Below are 22,666 nucleotides of genomic sequence, written 5' to 3'. Positions count from 1 at the left end.
TCTATCAGTTAACACATTTATTGATATTAGCTGTATGACAATTTAATGGACGGAGGCTGCTTTTCAATGGCAAAGACACCAAAGAGACCAACCCGAGATGAGTTTGTCTTAGATGAGATGGGCAATCCAATTACCATAGCATTTAATGAAGAATCTAGTGTGTTACTAACTGTGTGAGCATTGGTAGATCAGGTTCGACAAGAACTTCTATACATACATGAATGCTTTCTCACCGCCCTTCAAACCGCCTTAGAATTAAAATAACTTCTAAGGGTTAACTATTTAACGCTTAATAGTAAAACCGGCAGCAGATCTCTGATCTGCTGCCGGCTTGTTGTATTAAACTTCTTTTGGTTCATTTATTTTAGTCTTATTCACCTACCATGCCGTCACCATCACGATCATCCATATATTTGTACAGCCAGTGTTATATTTAGGTTAGGAAAGCGAAACTATTGAAATTAAAAGGACCACACATATTAGACATATCTAATTTGTGTGGTCCAATTTATTTCCTTGTTCAACTATCGTTCTCCGTTAACATTCCTGTAGGTGTTAGTAGATTGAACTTGCAGAAAAAAGGACGCCTCGCTAGGATGAGTATGTACTGGGTTGCAGCCCTCAGAACTCACCTTAGGAGGCGATATTATGAAGTCTAATTCAATTAATTTTCAAAATCAACGTGTAGAACGAATCTCCACTACCACTCTGGTCATAGGCATCGACATTGCCAAGGAGAAGCATGCTGCACAAGCCATTAATTTTCGAGGTATTGTCCTCACCAAGCGCCCTATTCTATTCTCCAATGACCTAGTCGGCTACGAGCATTTAGTACACAGTATTCGGAAATTACAGAAGATGCACGGCATGAATGACGTCGTTGTGGGAATGGAGAGCACCGGTCATTACTGGTTCAATATTGCCAACTGGTTGGTGGATCAAGGCATTGATGTCGCTCTTGTCAATCCAATGACAACCAAACGCAATAAGGAAAATAGAGATAACTCACCTTCCAAGAACGACCCAAAGGATGCTCTGGTTATCGCCGATGCGGTGAGTCGCGGATTCTATACACCCTTCGCTCCAAAGGATGAAGCATTCCGCCGTATACGGGTCATGGTTACAAACAGAGAGCACTGGGTTGTTAAATCAGGACGGATTAAAAATAGAATCCACCGCTGGCTCGATATCCGTTTTCCAGAATACAGACAAGCATTTGATGATATTTTTAGCGATCGTTCCTTGGCGACTTTGCGCCGGTTCCCAGCCCCCTCTGACCTATTGCAGCTAACTCCGGAGCAGATAGTACAGATCTGGGGTGAATATATGGCCCGACCTGGCGGGGTGCGAGGTAAGAACAAGGCGATGGAACTTCAATCACTCGCTAGACATAGCGTGGGAGACACTATTGCCCTTGAAGAAGACAAATGGGAGTTAACGCACCTCATCGAAGAGTATGAAAGAATTCGCGGAATCATTGATGAAGCGGACGAGATGATTGAAAAGGTACTCCCTGAAATTCCTTGTTCAGATCTCGTTCGATCTTTGGGTGCTTCTGTTCCTGCAACGGCTGCTATTTTGGCATTTGGCGGGGACTTACGTAAGCTGTCTCACGGAAATCAGTTATTAAGGAAGGCAGGATTGAACTTAGCAGAACGAAGTTCAGGCAAGTATAAGGGGCAAATCAAGCTCACCAAACGAGGCAACTCACTTCTGCGTAAGCATCTCTACTTCACAGTGTTTCACCTGTTGTCTTTCAATGAAGCGTTTCAAGCCTTGCATGCTCATAATACCGAAGTGAAACGAATGACGAAAATGCAGTCCATGATGAAGCTGATTGGGAAACTGACCCGGATGCTTGTAGCCATGGCGAGAGAAGGGAAAACTTTTTCCATGGATAAGGCACAGCTACCATTAGCAGCATAAATAGTAACCCTGACACGTAGATTGGCTCATTCGTAGGATCTCACAAAGAAAGCACGGAGTACCGAGATTGTTCAGCTTTAGGGCATAGACCCGTTCCGTTAACGTTAATCGGACTCCACACCTTGGAAAGATAGGACGAAGGAATGTGAGGGCATAGACCCGTCGAGATTTGGGAGAGTGAATCCCCAAGGACCTTGTGGAGAGAAGCGTGCAGCATAATTTTATCATGGAAGATGTTGTAAACACATCAGCACCTTCTGTTCCCGCATGCGCTCTAACGGAACTTCCTGCCACACAGAACCCAAACACCGGAACTCCTATTTACCATGCATTTTGAAATCCTGCGAATGAGCGAGCATTCGTGAGAAAATCCCTATTCTCTGAGGGAGTTGAACATCCTGGCATAAAATGAGTTAATTTTCAGCTAGCTTTATCGCTTCTACAATGACTGGCTCTAGCTTATTTTCTAAGTCATCCATAATTGCATAAAACTGTTCATCCAAGTTTTCAAAGAACTCATTCAGTTCATCATGCTCCCATGAATCAATTATCTCATTCCGTTCTTCAATATTTACAGGAGGTGACCCACCAGGGAACATACAACCAATATTGTTTACTAATGTAATTGCAGATTCTGCTCCGATTGTTTCTAGGTCCTCTATAGTTTCCTTATAATTATCAGCACCATGATTATAAAAGAAACTAATCAAGCCGCCTCCGCTCACAGCACCAATTAATCCATCAACGTTTAACCATATTCTTTCATATTTGTTTAAGCTGGATTTTCCATTACTTTCGACTTTCTGCCAAATTTCATGCCAAACTGTCGCTTTATCCATTTCTCCCCCCCCTTGTGTTGTTACTCAATTAATTCGTCACGTCATTGAATTAACCTGCCCATTACTTCAACAAAGGCTATCGTACATATTCACGGCAGCCTCATTTACTTCCTTTAATGAACTAACTGTCCCGTTAGCCATCCATGCAGCGCAACATCAGCGCTGCACCACAGAAAATGAAAATTTTTGCTTAGTCTTTTATACTAGAATTACGGCTGGGAGAGGAAGGTCGATGAACTATGGTGCGTTAGAGCCCATCCGTTAGTCTGACTCCAGCGACCACGGTGCACCACTGAATGTTGCTCCCTTTGGGAAGCACTCATAGTAGATTAATCCTATTCTGGTTGCTGCACCAGTCTCCATTCTTGGCGGCCGTAGAAAGGTTGAGTAATGTGGATGTCATTATTGAACGAGCATGCGGTATGGATGTCCATAAGGACAATATTACGGCATGTATCATGACACCTGAAGGAAAGGAGATTCAAACATTTTCGACGAAAACTGTTTTCCTGCTTAAGCTAGTGGATTGGATCAAGCAACACGGATGCACTCATGTGGCCATGGAGAGTACGAGTGTCTACTGGAAACCCATTGTGAACTTGATCGAAGCAGAGGACATTGAGTTCTTGGTTGTTAACGCTCAGCATATGAAAGCAGTACCTGGACGAAAAACCGATGTAAAAGATGCGGAATGGATTTGCCAACTCCTTCGTCACGGGTTAATTAAAGCCAGTTTCATTCCAGACCGTGATCAACGGGAGCTAAGAGAACTTGTTCGGTATCGCAGGAGTATCATCGAAGAACGTGCCAGGCAGCATAATCGAATCCAAAAAGTTTTGGAAGGAGCCAATATCAAGCTGGGCTCCGTTGTTTCAGATATTATGGGGGTTTCATCCAAAAATATGCTTCGTGCTATTGCCGATGGCATAGACGATCCTGAAGAACTTGCCAGCATGGCCCAACGTACACTAAAACGGAAGAAACCTGAACTCGAACTAGCCCTTCAAGGTTACACAAGCCCCCACCAGCGACTCCTGTTAAAAACCATTTTAAACCACATCGATTTTCTAACGGAACACATTGATATGCTGGATCAGGAAGTCGCAAGACGTGTAAGTCCATACCAAGAAGATATCGAACGGCTGGATTCCATTCCTGGTATATCAACACGCATGGCCGAACAAATCTTAGCGGAGATCGGTACAGATATTAAAAGCCAGTTCCCAAGCGCAGCTCATATGTGTTCATGGGCAGGACTTGTGCCAGGACATAACGAAAGTGCGGGGAAAAGAAAATCATCCAAAACCAAAAAGGGCAACAAATATTTGAGATCAGGCTTAACGGAAGCCGCTCATTCCGTAAAAGGATCTAAGAACTACCTCGGCGCATTGTATAGGCGTACAGCAGCACGAAAAGGAAGGAAACGAGCAGGAATTGTAGTCGCTCATGCTATGTTGAGAATCTCTTATTACCTTCTAACTCGTAAAGAAATGTATGTTGATCTTGGTGAGGACTATTTTGATAAGCAAAGGCAACAGTCTATCGTGCGGCATGCGTTACGAAGACTTGAAGGGCTAGGATATTCCGTAACCATTACTGAACCAAAAATCTCTTGATCCTTATCTAATTAATGCTCTACTGAAAAGCCACTCAAGCGCTCTCCCCTTTTTAAAAAACGAAAGAGCTGCGCCTTCTTTAGTGCTGCCTTTTTTCCATATTACGGCGCTATGAATTTTCATAGTAGTTGAATATATAGTTCCGCTAGTCTTGGGATAGATACTTCCTGTTGCCCTCAGGCAGATGCTCAACCCCAATATATCGTAATAATAAATCATTAAGATTTGCGGTTACATCTTCTTGTTTACAAACTATCCTTGTCTCCTTGCTCATATTCCAATCGCAGAAACCTTGATCAACTTGATGAATTAGATCCTCGACTAGATCCACAACTGTATCCAGCTTAAGGCAACTTCCCTCTAACTCCATCTCAGAAATTGTAAACACTTTGATGTAGTTATCTCTACCATCTATATCTTCAGGTGGTAAGTAGGGGTAATCTCCCGGTTCAGATGGTCTGCGTAAATCCAATATGATTAAAAAGCAGAAAAATGGCAAATCAAGTTTCCAAACTTCTGCATTTTTTAAACGTAAAGTTCGTTTAATCCTCATCAAAGTTCCTTTCTTAAAGAGAATTTATAAATATAATTTTCACACTTATATTTACGAGATTTCACACGCTAACTGTCCTTAAGCTTAACGAGGCTGCCTACATATTTGTGGCGACCTCGTATCAATTAGCGTAAATTTATGATCAGATATTATCATATAAAATTTGATGGTTTCTCGCCAACACTATTACAGTTATGTGAACGGATTGCTGGTCGTGGGACAGACTACCGTTAAGCTTCAGAATTGAGATAAACCTCCGAAAACTTATGCATTCAAATGAAGTAAGAAAAACTCACCCGGCCTGACTAGCCAGGTGAGTTTTTGCTTTTTACTTCTTATTTTCCGCCGCCAGCTTATCCGCCGAATCCAACGCTCTTTGCGCAGATACTTGAAGGTCATTCAACGCCTGTTCCACTGTTTTGTTCCCATCCAATATCTGTTGAATCTCAACTCCCGCCAACTCATCAATATTGAAGTTTGGAGGATATTTTGTAAAATCGATCAGACCTTTGCTGTATTTCAGCTTCCAAAATGGCTCCAATGAACGTCCGTCTACCTCTTTGTTATAGGCCGTTCTCGACATCAATTGACTTTCGTTGCGCGAACGGATTCTCGTCCACTCATCGCCGTTGATATATTTAATTACTTCCCATGCTGCTTCCTTATACGGTGAAGCGGAATTCACTCCGTACATGCCGTAAATGTATATCCCTCTTCCTGAGTTCCGGTCCTTGCTGGAAACAGGCTCCGTAACGAGGCCCCAATTCACCTTTTGAGGATTCTTCGCGTTCGATGCTGCCCTCTTCAACTCGCTGATGAAATAAGAACCCTGCAACGTCATAGCAGCTTGTCCGTTGATAAACTTATTTGCCGATGGAGCATCATAAGCCTGAACCTTGTTCGAAGGCGAAAATGCCGGAGCAAGGATGCCTTCTTTAAGAGACTTAATTCCAAGCTCCCAAATATGACGCCAGCCCTCCGTATCCAAGGTGATTTTCCTCTCATCAAGATCGATGAACTGCAACCCTTCCGTCTGACCCAAATTCATCGTGAAAAAAAATGACGGCTGTGTATTATTCATATCCAACCCGTATAAAGGATTCTCTTTAGTCCCTTTCGGGATCCGAGCCGCCAGCTCCAACACTTCCTCCCAGGTCATCTGGTCAGTTGGGTAGGGAACACCATGTTTATCGAACAAATCCTTATTATAATACAGACCTTCGCCTTGGAATGTAGGAGACAGCGTATAAAGCTTGCCCTCACCTTCTTCCCGCAGCATATCCAATATTCTCGGGTTGATCGTATCCAAATCGAATTTATCTTTACTGATGTAAGGGTCCAGCTCCGCCAATTGTCCTTTTTCTTTCAACAAACCTATTTCTCTCGCTGTATTCAGCATAATCAAGTCCGGCTTCTCTTTCTCTACAAACTCCGCCAGCTTGTCCCCGAATATCCCTTGCACTGGAAGAACTTTAAACGTCAAATTCGGATACTTCGCCGAAATCATATCTCCATATTCACTGTAAAAGCTATCCTCATTCCAATGCATAACCTTAAGCTCTACCGGCTGATCCAGCATTGGTTCTTTTTTTTCATTGCAGGCCGTCAAAAGCAATATCACAAAAACAACCCACATCAAATCATACCAACTTCGTTTACTCACTCTCACCCGTTCCCCTACTCTCTACTTTTTTCCACATCTCTTCTATTTAAGTAGAAAAAGGGGAACATTTACATAGGTACAAAATACCATTTTTGAAAAATAGAGGATTACCCCCGCGAACCGTTTCCGAAAATCAGAGCGCGGCATGGCGTAGGCTGTCGGAATACCGATGAAAGTATGTGTATCTTTCAGAACCCGAGGTATCTTCAGCAGGGGGAGTTCCATTGTGTATTTGATCATCGTTTTCCAGCGTATTCCATGATTAGGGCTTTCATACGAGCCACAGTAGTGGTTTGCCCGAAGGGGAACCGCATCCTTAATCGCCTGCTCATACTGAGTCATAAAGTTTTAAGCAGCAGCGGCATACTGTCCTTAGACCGTTGAATTAAAGTCCCCGTTAATTAATAACCTTTTGCTTTTGAGGTTACAAAACTCCAACAAGGAATACATAATTTGCAAACTGCGATATGATGTGGCTGGACCTTCCATTTCGAGCAGTTTAAGTAATGCAGTAAAAGCATCTTCATGAGTTTTGCCTATGAAGTCTGGATACTCCCCATCTATTAGGCCTACTAAGCAGCTGTCATATAACGCCTGAGAGAACGTCCGACATTTCTTAAGTTTGGTCTTGCTCGGTCTATCCCTTGTAAACCGCCAGGCCCACAATACTGAGATAGCATCAAAGTAATGATAGTGAAACTCATGATAGAATTCTGCATCATAGTGAAAAAGCTCTTCCTTTTGATAAGCAGACACAATATCATCTGCCACGAAAGCATTTCCTGAGCCATTAGACAGATCATATCCTATTCGATTACGAATTGTAGGGTAGTGAAGCAGAATCGTGTTCGCGTAAAATGGATCTCTATTATCACGGTCCTCCTCCCAAAAATGTTTATCAGCTTGATTCGCTCCTGGAGGGAGAATGAGTGGTTGTAGAATTACTTCGTTTTCAGGCAGTGATGGAAAGCTTTCAAGTTTTTTAGTAGGCATGTTTAATACACCTTCCTCTATAGCTGACAACTGATATTGTTAACGTCAAAAGAGCTAACGCTATACCGGCCTTTCTTTAAAGTCAGCAGCCGACCGTGGAGGCAGGCAACAGTATCACGATGAAGCTATCGTTCCTTGTAAGCGTAGAGTTTTAGTAAATGTAACCGTAGTAATAAGTTCTCGCTCGTAAGCAACCAATTATTTAATAACGATGGGCTTTAAAGGTACCCACACAATATCATGAAGCCTGTCTTCTATTATTGATACATAAGTAATTGCTGATTTCGGCAGTTCATGATACATAATCTGATACTTAGTTAATTTATTAGGCGGAACCGTATCTGGTCCAACGATTTCGAATCTCTGATTATTAAAATCAAATTCTTGAGCTGTGTCTTCTAGTTCTATATAAAGATTCGGTTTGAAATTAAAATCTTTATTGGACTTGTTTAAAACACTAATCGACATAACAGCTACTATTTTACCTTCTATGATATCTCTTTTAACCGATTCAACAATATATTGGATGTTATGAGATAGTATGGGTCTTCCAAATCCGCTGGCATATGTAGATTGTAAATTATGGTTAGGTATAGGATTGTCATCGACAACCGGTTCAAGGACACGTTCAACATAGATATCCTTCTTGTTCTTATGAAGACTAAGGATTCTAGCATCGAATGCAAGTGCCACATCTCTGAGCGGAACATAAATGGAATTATTATGTAAAATTGGCTTACTAACAACCAATTGCCCATTTAAGGACACTGAAACATCTGGGTCTACATAGGCCTTAATTTCCTTCAGTTTACTTGAAGCGCTTACTGGAGTTGTAAAAACGCATAGGGTTATGAGTCCGAAAATTAGCTTTTTAGAAGCATTCATATTCTTCACTCTTTTCTTATGTTATATAAAACGTTTAGAAAAATTTCATAGAATTAAGTACATACTAATTCTACCATAATTGGAACTAAAATGCCCGTTATTTGAATAAGTATTATATATTCATAAAGTAATCCGTAAGCTTCTCATTATCTTTTTCACGTAATCGTTTATTTTCTTGTTCAAGTTCTTTATTCTTTTTTTGCAACTTTTCAATCCTTCTTTTTAGCGAAGCGATTACTGCATTTTGATTGTTCTCGTCACGTTTAATCCTCGAATCCACAAATACATGCTGTTGTTGATTTCGCAAGAAATCGATACGTTCTTTGAGCTCAGTATGATTGTAAAGGGTTGCTTTACTCACTCCAGCTTCTTCTGCTACACTATTAAAGTTAATAGCTTTAGTACTCCTTGTAAGGCGTTTAATGGCTTCTTCAACCTTTTCTTTAGTTTCTTGCTTTCTCTTTTCATGTAGCCACCTTAATTGTTCCTCACGATCAAAACTAGCCATGTTTAACACCTTTCTTTTTCTCACGTTCTAAATGTTTCTTCATGCGGTCATATCGACCAAAAATAACATTTCCATCTTTGATTGTTTCGTAAATATTTTGGTACCTTTCCAAGTTCTTTTCGTTTGCTTTAACCATATCTTCACGACCATAATTTTTCGACGCTTCAATCCACTTTGCAGTTGTTTCTATGAGAAGCTCGTACTTCTTAACGTCAAAACTTGAAATACCTACTTCTAAATCAAAACAAGGTTTTCCATCGTTTGCAGTAAGACAAGGGGGTTCTGCTGCTAATGGGCAATTCCCATTGACTCTTGCACGACAGGTCCCATAAGGGTTATCTAAGGCATTTAACTTCTCGTCTTTCCACAACATATCAAGAATATCTTTAGGGACATCTTCCCTTTCTGAGATCTTGTCAATTTCCCCATTTATGTCAAATGTAAACACACCTTGTTTCACAACCTTCTCGAACTCTTTACGTTTCGTATCATCTAATAGACGAGCATACTGTAACGTCATTTCGGGTGATGCATGGGCCAATAACTCCTGCACCGTTAAAATATCAGCTCCACCATTTATCATTTTAACTCCAAAAGTATGTCGAAACTGGTGAGGTCTGAAACGAAACAAATTGCCTGATTCATCAGTAATATTTTTTTCAAACGCTAATTTGTTTAGTTCTTCTCGAACAAAACCTTGACTAAATGTCCTTCCCTTACGGGGACCTCTGTAGCGAACAAAAAGGTATTTTTCAGGATTATTATCGTCATTGCTGTTTTGCTTAGAACGGTCAATTAAAACTGCAACTATATCTGCTAGATGATCATCAATGGGTATTTTGTGACCTATTACATACGTCTTTTCAATATCTGTTGTGAGAGTTGACCTTCCGTTTATTTTACCTAAACAATCCTGCGTCAATTCCAATGTATCGCTTAAGCGCAGCCCTGTTTTGAAAGCAATCCAGACAATTGGCTGTACATCTGGATGAAGGTCATTTAGATTATTGAACAATTGTTCCAATACATAGTCAGGTATGTAATCAATATCATCCAATGATTTTTTAGGGAGATTAGGAAAGTCTTCAGGATATATTAGACGAAACACCATTTCTTCAGGTGCAAAATCTTCGAACTTCTCTAAAATTTGAAGATCTCTTATAAAGGCACGCACAAACTTTAATGAATCACGAACATATTTTTTAGGATTGGAACTTGTCTTATTTAATTTGGTTCTTGTATACTCCTTTAACTCTTCTATGTACGTTTCTATATGCTTTCTTTCAAGTTTTTTAAAATCGTTCCACTTAGGGTTTTGTTTTGCAATAGAGTTTAAAAAAGGAACTGTGTATAATCCATAACTTCGAGCTGTACCCCAGGTGAAGTTTTTGCCGCTGATTAGACGACCCTTTATATATTCTTTAAATATTTCACTATATTTTTCATTCTCTATATTTGAAAAAACAATGCCATGACCACTAGTTGATTCATTGAAATCTATCAAGTATTTTTTATTTAGTATCCGTACATCCCATCGATCCTTCTCCCATTCATCACGAGTATCTGTTAATTGGAAAAGTGTATTATAAACCCTTGAAAAAAAGCCATCTATTTCCGTGCGGGCTACGATTTCTTTCCCTCTCATCTTCTTGATGTAACTTGTCTTTTCTCCCTTACCATTCAACCAGAAGGTCCAAAGCTTTTGCTCTTTATTGATGTCTAAATCAAGAATGGAAGTGAGATTTGAGTGCCTTTCGCTTAAATATGCAGTCAGTTTTTTTAGCGATCCTGATATACTTTTAAATATAGTCCTTATTCCCCAACGGTCTGAAAAAATTTGATTGTAGTAAACAAACTTAATCTCCATGTTGACGTTTCTCCATCACCAAAACAAGTAATGGAGGAAATCCCAAGAGAACCTGAGAAATGCAGCCGTTGTGGGGGCTTGCTAGTACTCCGAAAAAGCGCCAAAGGCAGTTTTTTAGGATGTTCTTCCTTCCCGCAGTGCCGGCATACAAAAGCGATTTAAGAAGTACGCTGCCCGAATCTCCAATAAGTCATGCTATAGGACCATGTCGCAGAATGGTCCTCTTGTTAATTCGCTTGATTTAGATAGCCGTTCCGTCGGGCATTAGTAATGATTTTCATCAGGGTCTGTAAATCCTCGCTAGCGATATACCGGTCGCCATCGTGCTTCACCTGATTGCGAAGCTGCGCTATCTCTTTCTGCTGAATTTCAATCGTTTGCTCAAGTTCTTTAATATAAGTAAAGACTTTAGCAAGTGGCTTCTTGTCACCTTCAATATTGGTATCACAGTGCAGGCCTGCGGCTACTGGTATAGTTCTACCTCTTCCTTTTGTGTCACCTATTAGCGCCACGAGCGTATCAGTATGCTGTGTTCTTAAGAAACTATTCCATCGAAATCCGCAAGCAGCCTTAGTCCGGCCAAGTAACACTGCTGCCTCTTCAAAGGCCTTAAGCTGCGTGCTTCTATTTCTGAGATGTCTAAAAACTATCTCTGTTAATTGTTTATCATCCTCATTAGACCAAATGTTTTTGCGTTCCATTAAGCACCTCCATCTTTAGGAAACAGTTTTGACCACTTACACTATACTTATTCAGCCTAACCGCATGAGAATTGATTTTAAAATTTGGCCCAAACCAAGTTGCCGCTGATCTGGTTAATCACCGGAGTTAGTGATCATAAACGTCCGGAGAAGGGCGAATACTAGGGTACTCAAAGGAACTTCGTCACATTAATAATATATTGACTATAGAACCAGGTCGTTGTTCTCGGGTAAGGGATAAAGTTCTTGTGATTTATAACCTCCAAGTTTTATAAGCTGTTGAACCAGTACAGCAGCATATGTGAAGTTTATATGTAGAACTTTCTTGACATGCTCATGATAATGCCTTTTCCTTTTACTGCTTCCTGGAATGCCTGTGAAGTGTACACATTGCCCTGATCACTGAGAAAGATGGCGCCTGGTATGGCTGGCAGTTAGTTTAGCGTATCCAGAACGAATGCCTATCCTGCTTACCCGACACACTCTCAGCCACAATCTCTCCATTAACAATTCTAGAATACTCGAAAGATTTAACATCTCCCCCCCCCCAAATGGCAAATATGTAATTTCAAGTTTAGAAGAAGGATTTGAAATTTTTTTATAGTTTGCTGTTAGGAAACACCGTTTTATTAACCTATGTATATAAGAACAAAATTGGAGGAAACCAACGATGAGTTGTTCCAAGTAGCATAACAAAAGGCGGGAGTATCACTTGCAGTAAACAAAAATAAACGCTCCTATTAGAAGGAGCGCTATAAAATATAAATTAACATCTTTGTATATGAACATGAAGGACCTTACTCATCTGATATAAAACTTATCATCCACATCAAAGTATTGCAACCAGTCCTTTGCAATTACTCTATTCAAGACTTCTTCTTCTTTTTCTGCTTCAAGTCTTAATATTTGTTTTGTTCCATTAATAAAATGCAACCGCACATCAAATTGAGTCAATTGCCCACCCCAATTCGGTCTCGATGTATCTATATGCTAATCAACGACTTGTATTTTTAGCAGGTTTGTCGATCCACTTTTTCCAAGTGGTATACCCGCAGTGATAACAACCAAATCACTTTTACTTATTAAATTCAATTTGGACGCTCTATTAATAGAGCATTCAATCAATTCATCTACACTAAATGATTTGTCTCCAAGTATAGGAATAACACCCCAAACCAAGCATAGTGACTTAACAACGCAATCCTTGTTGGTTACGGCAACTATTGGCGAATAAGGTCTATATTTCGCCACCATTCTAGGTGTAAAACCGCTCTCTGTAGGAGTTATAATGGCCTTTGCATCTAAAATTAAAGAGTTCAGAGCAGCGGAATGACTTAATACCTCCGTAGTCGTGATGCGGCTCTCTTTAAACCTTGAACGTATTAAATTATTATAATCCAATTTACCTTCCGTTTTTTCAAGTATCTTTGCCATCGTTTTTACCGACTCAACGGGGTATAGACCCGCCGCTGTTTCACCTGATAGCATCACTGCATCTGTACCATCTAATACAGAATTCGCTACATCGCTTGCTTCAGCCCGAGTAGGACGAGGATTTGTTTGCATAGATTCGAGCATATGAGTGGCCGTAATCACCGGTTTTCCAAACACATTGCATAGCCTTATCATCTCTTTTTGTATCTGTGGCACATCCTCCGATGGAACTTCTACCCCTAAGTCACCGCGTGCCACCATTATTCCATCCGCTACAGACAAAATTTCTCGTAAGTTATCAATACCTTCTTGATTCTCAATTTTAGCAATAACATTAATATGTCCAGCATTATTATCTTCTAAAATTTGCTTTATTTCTAAGATATCAGTTGCAGACCTTACAAAAGATGCTGCAATAATATCAACACCATTTTCTATACCAAAAAGTATATGTTGTTTATCTTTCTCTGTAACACCCGGTAAATTAACCCTTATACCTGGTACATTAACACTCTTACGCCCCTTTACTTTTGCATTATTTTTTACAACACACACTACCTCAGTACCAGTTACATTTTTGACTTCTAATTCTATTAAACCATCATCCAAAAGGATAATGGTGCCCACCGACACATCACTAGGTAAATTTTTATAAGAAACCGAAATCCTAAATTTATCCCCTATAATTTCTTCGGTTGTAAGAGTAAGCGTATCCCCAGTCGCTAATAAGTAGTTATCGGCTTCAATTTTCCCGAGTCGTATTTCTGGACCTTTTATATCCAATAGTACTGCTACCGGTTTTTTCAACTCGTTTGAGATTGATTTTACGTCATAAATTCGTTTTTGATGTTCCGAAAAATCACCATGGGCAAAATTCAACCTAGCAACATCCATACCTGCAAGAATCAATTCTTTTAATACTGTTGGTTGCTCACTAGAAGGGCCTATCGTACATACAATTTTAGTTTTACGCATACTGTTTCCCCCATTATTAGAATTTTCATAATATTTGCTATTAGTATATATTAACTGCTTACATAATTAATGTAAATTTTTAAGCATAAATATTAAATCAATATTAGCATTGCTATTCATATAATCATTCTTATACTATGTATAGTTTTTTCAAAAAAATCTACCTCCCCCTTTCATGTATCTCACTCAGGAAATGAATAATGGTTTATATGGGTGGTATCCAACTTATAGAACAATGAATTATTGTTATCCAACTCCTCGATAGTTACAATTATGTTATTCTTCAACATGTTTTTTTCAATCAAGTCGGTAATATTTTCACCTTTTAATCTTTTAAAATCACTAATAGATTCGATAATAATAGGGGTAACCCCCCTCATTAATATTAGATTTTTATAAATATCTCTTTTACAAGTAAAGACAATAATATTAGCTGGAGGTCTCCTCTTTGATATACAATTTACTAGATTCATGTTATTACAGATAACAATAATAGCACTTGCATTTAAAATCGTAGCTAGTGAAACTGCTGCTGTTGCATATTTCTCCTCAATTCCTCCCCATTTGCTATTCATTTGATCGTCGAAAATATTTTCCGTTTTTTTTATGATACTACAAAGCTGTTTTACCGTTTCAGTTGGATATTTTCCAGAAGAGGTTTCAGAAAGCATTAGTATGTCAACACCTTGTAAGACAGATACAGTAACGTCTGTAACCTCAGCCCTTGTAGGGCGTGGGTTGTTTTTCATTGAATGTAACATATGGGTCGCTATGATTACTGGCTTTCCAAGCAGATAACACTTCTCTACTATTTGTTGTTGGACATATGGAATATCTTCAAGAGGCATGTCTACACCAAGATCGCCTCGGGCCACCATTAATCCATCAGAGACATCTGCAATTTCTTCTAAATTAGATAATCCCTCTTCGTTTTCAATCTTAGAAATAATTTGAATCTGATTTGCTTTTTTGTTAGCTAGTAAGTTTCTTATCTCCTTTATATCATTTGCTTTTCTAGCAAATGATACTGCAATCATTTCTATATTATTTTTTATGCCAAAATCAATATATTTAATATCTGTTTGGGTTAATCCAGGAAGTGTGGTACGTATACCTGGTAGCGTAATATCAGCGTTATGTTTTAATATCCCTCCCCGTATTACAGTACATATAATTTCATTGTCTATAATATCTTTAACACTTACCTCTATTAATCCTTCGTCAATTAGAATTCTAGACTGATTCCTGAGAATACTAGGTAACTCTTTATAATTAACTGAAACCTTATTAGCATCTCCAATAATAGGGTTAGTTATGATTACTAAGGTTCTACCCTCTATTATCTCAATGTTCTGCTCCTTTAGTCTTCCAATTCTCATTTCAGGACCTTGAAGATCTAATAGTATGGGGATATATGTACCTAATTCTTCCGCAGCTTTCCTTAAGTTTTTCACTCGAATGAGTTGTTTGTCAAAAAGGCCGTGGTTCACACTGATTCTTGCAAGGTTCATACCTGATTTTATCATGTCTTTTATTATTTCAACCGACTCACAAGAATGTCCTAAAGTACACATGACTTTAGTTTTCTTCATATTATCACCCCAGAAATAGCAATGAAGGAAAAATATAAATAGAATCTTATTAACTTTTCAAATTAAATAACAAAACATTTAGAATTTTTATCTCTTTAGATTTTAACTCTATTAAAGCATTAATAGATTTAGAGAAAACAGTCTTATCTTTAACCATGTCACTTTTTAACAATAAATGTAGTACCATACGAGCAGTACTTTCGATCTCCAGATAAGAATGTGATATATTTTTAATAATTCCTAACTTTTCATAAAATAGAATTCTATCTAACATTATTTTTTTATGTTCCCATAGGACATAAATTTGTTTCCTTATTCTAAAAAATGACGAATATATACTATTGTTCAAACTATCCGATAAGTAGTCTTTAATAAATTTTATTATAATGTCGTAAGTATTTACTCCATAAACTACATTAGTATCATATAAAATATTTTCTGACTTATTATAATTTAGGTATTCAGCTATTTCTTTAATGATTAACTTGATATCGAACTCATAATCTTGAGGATGTTCTATGGATTTTAAAAGCGTGAAATTTGGGCTTCTTCTAGTTGATTTGATGAAAGAACCAAAATCAATCGAAGAAAGTGTTAACTTCCCCTTCTTTCCGAAACCATAAATCAAGAAGTTACCCGTTTGCATGTCATAACCACTTATCAATTCGTTATGATAATAATGAAGATGATTTGAAGCGAATCTATTAGTAATGTAATACATATCCATCTTTATCATTATGTAATAGCCCTGGTTAATCATTTCAATAATATACTCTATTAAATTATAACCTAATGAATCAAACGTATTTTTCTCTATAAGCTGATAATCAACATATGGATTGACCTTGACGGTATCTATCAGATAATCATAAAATAAATTTTGTTCATTGAAATTTGAATTGCAATATAATTGGAAGTAATTACTATATACCCAATTCATGTAGGATTCGTTACTCTTTGAATCAATTAGTGCTAATGGATAGGCATGTCGGGTATATGAAGTTATAAGAGGTTCATATAGTGGGTTTGATATCATATAACTACACCGAACCTTTCAGGTTAGTATCTGTAAACTGTAATTCAATATCATTGATACTTAATGCAGGATTTTCAATACATATTTTCACTAAAGATATAAACGTCTCCATATAACGTTCGATCATCGATCTGCTAAATAATTCTGAACAGTATTCGAACACAAAAATATAGGTTGCGTGTGACTCTATTACTTCTACCGATAGATCAACTTCGGCTGTACCCTGATCTATCCTTTTATAGTTTAAAATGTCATCAAAATCTATTCTGGGTTGCATCGAGAAAATATTACGGTAAATAGTATTAGAATTAGGTTTTGCTCGGAAATTTATTGCTTTAATTAATTTTTGAAAAGGGATCTCATGCTTCATTCCATCTATCATTTTTTTTTTAACTACTTTAATAACCTCTTCAAAAGAACTTGAGGGCTCCAGCTCTACTTTAATAGGTAACATATTTACAAACATCCCCATTACATTCTCATATCCGGGAACTGACCTACCAGCAAAAGGTACCCCAATTATTATTTTATTAAGGTCATATATTTTGGAAATAAACAAAAAATATACAGATAATAATAATACAAAAGGTGTACACTGTTGTATCAAAGCTAGTCTTTTTATATCATCAGATAAGCATTGAGCAATTTTTACGTCAATTCTTTTTCCAATATTTGAAGTTCTTCTCACTTCTGTATTCATTTCATCATAGTAAGAATCTTGATTACCTAACTCCTTAATCCAATATCCTATTTTCTCCTCGTGATTTTGATTATATAGGCTTTGAATATTTGAATATTCTGAATATTTTAGTTTTGGTGGTTCAATTTTTTCATTTCTTAACGCACTTGCAAGCTGTTTTAATATTATAGACAACGTAACACCATCAGAAATTATATGATGACGATCTAGAAACAATACATCAGTCTTCAATGATTCTACCCAAAAATGTTGAGCTCTCCATAAAGGTGCACTCTCAAATTTAAAAGGTTTAACTAATTTTTTAGCCTCTATTAACAAATGTTCCTCATCACATACAGAAATAGTAGCTAACTCCGTCTTAGGGAGTTCGTTTAGAATTAGCCTTGTATGTCCTTCTATACGCTGAATAGACATTCGTAAGCTATCATTATTCTTAGTTATTGTACTCAAAAAATTCTCAATTTTTTCCCGACCGAACTCTTTTTTCAAGAAAATTAGACCCGGTAAGTTAAACATTATCCTAGTTTTATCAAAAAATGCAGACACATATATTCTTTTCTGTGCATCCGTAAGTGGATATGATATTTGATTAGGAAAATCATATTTAACTATAATTTCATTTTTTTGTTGTTCAATATATTCTGATAATAGTTGAATGGTAGGTTTTTCAAATAAGATGTGATTAGGTAATTGAATCTTATATAGATCCATAATACGGTTTATAACAAGAGTAGCATTAAGTGAGTGACCCCCGATTTCAAAAAAATTATCGTCGACACTAATTTCAATATAATCAAGAATGTCTCTCCAAATTTCCAGCAAGTTTTCTTCTGTTTCTGTTCTTGGCATCATATTAGCTTTTAATGAAAGCAATTTATGTTTATTATTTATTAAACTCCTTTTATCAATTTTCCCACTTGGTAGTTTAGGGAATTTTTCCAGAACATAATAAAAAATAGGCAGCATATACGCGGGCAAGCGTGCTTTCAGAAAATTTCGTAATGTCAGTAGATTTAATTTACTATTTGCAATAACGTACGCTTCAATATGCTGGTTTGGATTTAACATAACTTGGGCCTCGGTAACTTCATCATATTCTTGAATTATCATTTCAATTTCTCTTAAATCAACCCGCATTCCTCGAATTTTTATTTGTTGATCTTCACGTCCGTGTAGAATAATTTGACCGTCCTTGTTTATAGAACAAACATCTCCAGTCCTATATACTAGCTTTCCCGACAAATCAACGTACTCAAGATTTTTTATCCCTCCAGACATAACATAGCCAAGTGACAAGTTATTAGAGAGTAAATGCAGTATACCTCTTTGACCTTCTGCCACTATTTTATTTTGTTCATTTAAAACAACCGCAATTGTCTCCGGTACCGTAATTCCTATAGGTACAGTACTAAGTGTCATAACTTGTTCACGAGGTATACGCCAAAATAACTTCGCAAGAGTCGTTTCTGTTTGACCATAAATATTAATAAGTTGTACATTCCCTTTAAATACATGGTAGAAATCTTTAACTAAATCTAATGTCAAAGGTTCCCCCGATAACTGTATGTAATGCAAGTTCTTTAAAACTATTTCTCCTTGAAATATTTTTAAAATACTTTGTATCACCGATGGAACTGTATGAACTAGATTAATATTAGAGTCAGATAACCACTTTAGTAGCTCATTCGGATTCATCAATACTTTTTTACTTTCAGGTATATGTAACGTTGCACCGACACATAAAGAAACAAATATATCTCTCATAAAAGGCCCAAAGGATGGAGATGTTAATTGGCTTACATTAAAGGATTCGTTCAGTTTAAATTCTTCGATCTCCCATGAAATTAATTTATTTAAAGAAATTTTAGAGCCTAGTACACCTTTGGGCACACCTGTAGAACCAGAAGTAAACGAGATATATGCTAAATCTTCAGGCCATTCTAAAGATAAGTATTTAAATTCGTTCGACCTAATTGAAACCTTTTGAGTTAGAATATCCTCAATACAAATTATCTTACACGTATTAATTAAAAAAGCAGAGTGTTCATTTATCAATTTATAATTACTTTGATCAGTAATAAGCAATGATACTCTTGCTTCTTTTATAATTGATATTACTCTTTCTAATGGAGCTTCGACATCAATTGTGACAAATACGGCATTAGCTTTCATAATTCCTAATACAGATGATATTAGATTTATACTTGCCGGCAGGAGTAATCCTACAATGCATCTAGGTCTTAATAGCTTTGCTACGTTTTGGGTATTTTTTTCCAGGGATTTAAAAGTTATTTTATGGGCTCCATGATGAATTGCAATTTTATTTGGAAGTCGCTTTTGAACATTATTAATTTCAGTTAAGATATCAAATGAGTGCATAGTCAACCTCCCCTACACCAATGTCGATAATTAAACGAGTATTACATAGTATTTTAAACAGTCGACGGCTAAGGCCATCATCTTCATTAATGCTTTAGAAATGTTAATCCAAATGTTAATGCATTTGCCAAGAAGTGTTTCACGAGAGATTATTGTATTAAGATAAGTATTAGGCTTTAGCTAATTTGCCTAATGGAAGACAAATTAGACTCAAAAAAGTATTCTATTATTGGCAGCTACCCTCGAATCTCTAGATTTTCTTAAGTCTCTAGTAATATTTAAACGTTTTAGCCATCTATCATTTCCATCATATCTAGCTTTAAAGGGCTTCCTACCATGGACTACTTTGTAATTATCGATGAAAGCAATATCTCCTGGTTTCAAGACTAAACTTTTCATAGCACCTTCTATATTTTGGATAATGGAGTGTAGCGCTTCCATTGCCTCATTATCTTCATCTTCTAGATCCATGTAATACGGATCTAAGCGAAGATAGGGTGAGTCTGGATGACCAAAAAGTACCGCTGTTTTCTCGGGGTTAACGTTCATCTTTTCGTTTCTATCATAAATACTTTCAAGAAAAGATTTTGAAACTCCCAAGTCCCTGATACTGTTCAATCTATTCTTTTTCAGATGAGATTCATCCGGTTTAATCGCAAATCTGTTCTGAAAAAGAATACTTTTATAATGATCACTGACCTTAATATCATCAATTTTTGCATATGTAGTCTCTACGTCATCAGGGTTCTTTAGACACATTAAACCTAAATAATCCGTTCTATACGGATGGAAGGCATCTTCCGTGTGCCAAGTCAATAATACTTCGCTGCCGGAACCAATTTGATCCTTTTCATGTCCCTTTATGGGAAGTACGTCATGTAAAATATATCCATCTTGTTGGGTTGCCCAACCGATAAAGTCACCTAGAAGAGATGCACATAACGTAAAGAAAATATCCTCTCTAATTGTGAGTGATGGATATTGCTTATCTTTCCAATGTGAGGGTGTATGTGGTAATGACCCAATACTAAAACCACTGATAACACATATTCCACCAGCTAATTCCTTCATTCGAAAATTATTTAGGTAAATCCTTAAACTACGAGGCAATTCTTGTGCATATACCGTAACTAAATCTAAGAAGTCAGGATCTTCTATGCTATTATATTTATCTTGAAGTTCATCTAATAACATATCAATTTCTAATAATTCTTTCTCTTTTAATACAATCTGATAAACTTCTTCCTGTAATTCACTTTTATTCATTTTACATTCTCCTTTACAAGTTTATTACTTACTCTATTATTTAATAAGGAATGATTTATATTTTATAAAAATGTATAAGTTTTGATTATAGTCAATTTCGCCTACGTAATATTAAATTCTAAATTTATTAATAGTTTGATTCTTTGCAAGTCAACTTTTCCGGAGGGGACGGTAGGAAACTGATTGCAAAGCAAAACATAACGGGGTATCATAAACTTGGGTAAATCGTCTTTTAGATCATTTTTTATTTTATCCTCGGTAATATTATCTGCTCCACGTTGTAGAATTACAGCGAGCGCAGGCACCTTTCCTTTCACCCTTTCTTGAACAGAAAGAACGACGAAGCTTTTAATGTAGGGTAATTTATGAACAGCCTCTCTAATCTCATTAAGATTAACTCTGTAACCTGAAACCTTAATATCCTCGTCAATTCTCCCCACGATATTTATTTTTTTTTCATTATCATAGAAACAAATATCTCCTGTTCGATAGTAGTAGTCGCCTTTATACATATACATTCTTTTGTTTGTTTCTGATGGCTTATTTAAGTAACCTGACATCACTTGAGTACCTGAAACGAGTAGTTCACCAAATACATTTAATTCGTTTATTTCATTATTCTCATCATCTACAATAATAGCTTTTATCCCTTTTAACGGTTTTCCTATAGGGTAAGTCTCTTGTCTATCTGACTCGATTTCTCTAATACATTCGACTACACAAATACAAGTTGCTTCTGTCGGCCCATAAGCATTAACTATTAGTAATCCTGGTACTTGTCTTAATAACTTTTGTGCGGTGTTAACATTAAGGATCTCTGCACCGTTACTAACAATTTTCAACTTACTTAAATTAAACTTCGTTAATTCAACTGATTCTACGAGTAAGGTTAGGAGTGATGAAACAACATCACAGTAATTAATCCCCTTATCTTGTATTACTCTCCATATGTTTTTAGGGATTATTTTCTGGTCATAGAGATAAACATATGCCCCCTGATATAGAGGATAAAAAAGATCCACGATTGAGGCATCTGCAAAAATTGGATTTAAACTAATTGATTTAGAATTTTGATCTAATTCTATAAATTCATATATCGAATTAAAGAAGGAGACAACGCTATTATGTTTAATTAAAACACCTTTAGGCTGACCGGTTGAACCAGAAGTATACATACAGTAGGCAGCATCATCCCCGCAAACATATGGAAACTCAACATTCTGCATGTTTAAATCATCATTTAATATATTTTCTACTTCCTCAAAGGATAATACTATGGTATTTTTTGAATCCTTAATACTATATTCATTGGGCATTATAATTACTTTTGGATTCGTATCTTCTATAATGTATCTGGTTCTGTTGATGGGGCTATCTGGATCTATTGGGATAAATACACAACCACATTTCAATATACCTATAATAGCAGCTATTGTTGAATAAGACTTTTTGGAAGAAATGATTATTTTATCCCCTTTTCTCACTCCTGCTCTTATTAAATATATTGAAAATCTAGTGCTAAATTCATCTAACTCTTTGTACGATATAGACGTTTGATGGGATTCTAATGCTATATTATTGGGATTATGCAATAAGCCTTTAGATAAAATATCTGCCATAGTTTTTTCATTTTTGTGCCACATAGCTCAATCCTCCACTTAATTATATTTACTTCGATTAGGAGAATAATAAAAGTCGATATTGATATCATACTAAGTATTTTTTTTTTTTTT

At 36.8% G+C, this 22,666-nt stretch carries 18 protein-coding genes and 1 pseudogene; 4 read left to right on the top strand and 15 right to left on the bottom strand.

What is annotated here, in order from left to right:
* Positions 1-66 precede the first annotated feature (66 nt).
* Both ACFSUF_RS19445 and ACFSUF_RS19440 read left to right on the top strand, forming a co-directional pair.
* Positions 67-174, top strand: a pseudogene (locus ACFSUF_RS19445) (YolD-like family protein); the annotation flags it as partial.
* A 474-nt stretch (positions 175-648) separates the two neighbouring features.
* Positions 649-1,926: an IS110 family transposase gene (locus ACFSUF_RS19440; protein WP_377605614.1), complete on the top strand. Its 1,278-nt coding sequence runs from the start codon at positions 649-651 to the stop codon at positions 1,924-1,926.
* Positions 1,927-2,339: 413 nt separating this feature from the next.
* On the opposite strand, the gene ACFSUF_RS19435 is transcribed toward ACFSUF_RS19440, so the two are convergent.
* Positions 2,340-2,765: a DMP19 family protein gene (locus tag ACFSUF_RS19435; RefSeq protein WP_377605612.1), complete on the bottom strand. Its 426-nt coding sequence runs from the start codon at positions 2,763-2,765 to the stop codon at positions 2,340-2,342.
* A gap of 392 nt (positions 2,766-3,157) precedes the next feature.
* Between ACFSUF_RS19435 and ACFSUF_RS19430 the strand changes: the two genes are divergently transcribed.
* Positions 3,158-4,381: an IS110 family transposase gene (locus ACFSUF_RS19430; protein WP_377605609.1), complete on the top strand. Its 1,224-nt coding sequence runs from the start codon at positions 3,158-3,160 to the stop codon at positions 4,379-4,381.
* A 145-nt stretch (positions 4,382-4,526) separates the two neighbouring features.
* Here the strand turns inward: ACFSUF_RS19430 and ACFSUF_RS19425 are convergent, their stop codons facing one another.
* The 6 genes from ACFSUF_RS19425 to ACFSUF_RS19400 all read right to left on the bottom strand — a co-directional run bounded on the left by ACFSUF_RS19425 (position 4,527) and on the right by ACFSUF_RS19400 (position 10,850).
* Positions 4,527-4,934 (bottom strand): hypothetical protein, encoded by a 408-nt coding sequence (locus ACFSUF_RS19425; protein WP_377605607.1) that lies wholly within the window; start codon positions 4,932-4,934, stop codon positions 4,527-4,529.
* 328 nt (positions 4,935-5,262) lie between these two features.
* Positions 5,263-6,597, bottom strand: coding sequence for an ABC transporter substrate-binding protein (locus ACFSUF_RS19420; protein ID WP_377605605.1), 1,335 nt, complete (start codon positions 6,595-6,597; stop codon positions 5,263-5,265).
* Between the two features lie 372 nt (positions 6,598-6,969).
* Positions 6,970-7,590 (bottom strand): hypothetical protein, encoded by a 621-nt coding sequence (locus tag ACFSUF_RS19415; RefSeq protein WP_377605603.1) that lies wholly within the window; start codon positions 7,588-7,590, stop codon positions 6,970-6,972.
* A 198-nt stretch (positions 7,591-7,788) separates the two neighbouring features.
* On the bottom strand, positions 7,789-8,475 hold the full coding sequence (locus tag ACFSUF_RS19410; RefSeq protein ID WP_377605601.1) for a hypothetical protein: 687 nt from the start codon (positions 8,473-8,475) through the stop codon (positions 7,789-7,791).
* Between the two features lie 112 nt (positions 8,476-8,587).
* Entirely contained in the window at positions 8,588-8,983 is a 396-nt protein-coding gene (locus ACFSUF_RS19405) for a DUF6262 family protein (protein ID WP_377605599.1), read from the bottom strand.
* Entirely contained in the window at positions 8,976-10,850 is a 1,875-nt protein-coding gene (locus ACFSUF_RS19400; protein WP_377605597.1) for a tyrosine-type recombinase/integrase, read from the bottom strand. The genes ACFSUF_RS19405 and ACFSUF_RS19400 overlap by 8 nt, the downstream gene beginning before the upstream one ends.
* Before the next feature lie 30 nt (positions 10,851-10,880).
* On the opposite strand from ACFSUF_RS19400, the gene ACFSUF_RS19395 reads away from it, so the two are divergent.
* Complete coding sequence (locus ACFSUF_RS19395) at positions 10,881-11,012, top strand: topoisomerase DNA-binding C4 zinc finger domain-containing protein (RefSeq protein ID WP_377605996.1); 132 nt, start codon at positions 10,881-10,883, stop codon at positions 11,010-11,012.
* Positions 11,013-11,077: 65 nt separating this feature from the next.
* Here ACFSUF_RS19395 and ACFSUF_RS19390 read toward each other — a convergent pair whose 3' ends face one another.
* The 8 genes from ACFSUF_RS19390 to ACFSUF_RS19355 all read right to left on the bottom strand — a co-directional run bounded on the left by ACFSUF_RS19390 (position 11,078) and on the right by ACFSUF_RS19355 (position 22,576).
* Positions 11,078-11,551, bottom strand: coding sequence for a hypothetical protein (locus ACFSUF_RS19390; RefSeq protein WP_377605594.1), 474 nt, complete (start codon positions 11,549-11,551; stop codon positions 11,078-11,080).
* 801 nt (positions 11,552-12,352) lie between these two features.
* Positions 12,353-12,505 (bottom strand): hypothetical protein, encoded by a 153-nt coding sequence (locus ACFSUF_RS19385; protein ID WP_377605592.1) that lies wholly within the window; start codon positions 12,503-12,505, stop codon positions 12,353-12,355.
* 36 nt (positions 12,506-12,541) lie between these two features.
* Positions 12,542-13,960 (bottom strand): pyruvate kinase, encoded by a 1,419-nt coding sequence (gene pyk / locus ACFSUF_RS19380; protein WP_377605590.1) that lies wholly within the window; start codon positions 13,958-13,960, stop codon positions 12,542-12,544.
* Positions 13,961-14,142: 182 nt separating this feature from the next.
* Positions 14,143-15,552: a pyruvate kinase gene (pyk, locus tag ACFSUF_RS19375; protein WP_377605588.1), complete on the bottom strand. Its 1,410-nt coding sequence runs from the start codon at positions 15,550-15,552 to the stop codon at positions 14,143-14,145.
* Positions 15,553-15,601: 49 nt separating this feature from the next.
* Positions 15,602-16,492, bottom strand: coding sequence for a hypothetical protein (locus tag ACFSUF_RS19370; RefSeq protein WP_377605586.1), 891 nt, complete (start codon positions 16,490-16,492; stop codon positions 15,602-15,604).
* Between the two features lie 100 nt (positions 16,493-16,592).
* A complete protein-coding gene (locus ACFSUF_RS19365; RefSeq protein ID WP_377605583.1) occupies positions 16,593-19,667 on the bottom strand; it encodes a condensation domain-containing protein in 3,075 nt (1,024 codons plus the stop codon).
* Positions 19,668-19,877: 210 nt separating this feature from the next.
* A complete protein-coding gene (gntD, locus tag ACFSUF_RS19360) occupies positions 19,878-20,933 on the bottom strand; it encodes a guanitoxin biosynthesis L-enduracididine beta-hydroxylase GntD (RefSeq protein WP_377605581.1) in 1,056 nt (351 codons plus the stop codon).
* A 101-nt stretch (positions 20,934-21,034) separates the two neighbouring features.
* Positions 21,035-22,576 carry an amino acid adenylation domain-containing protein gene (locus tag ACFSUF_RS19355; RefSeq protein ID WP_377605579.1) on the bottom strand — a complete coding sequence of 514 codons (1,542 nt, stop codon included), beginning with the start codon at positions 22,574-22,576 and terminating at the stop codon, positions 21,035-21,037.
* Positions 22,577-22,666 lie beyond the last annotated feature (90 nt).

Source organism: Paenibacillus gansuensis (assembly GCF_042684925.1).
GTDB classification, from domain to species: Bacteria; Bacillota; Bacilli; order Paenibacillales; family DY6; genus Paenibacillus_N; species Paenibacillus_N gansuensis.
This window is presented reverse-complemented; position numbering and strand designations above follow the sequence as displayed.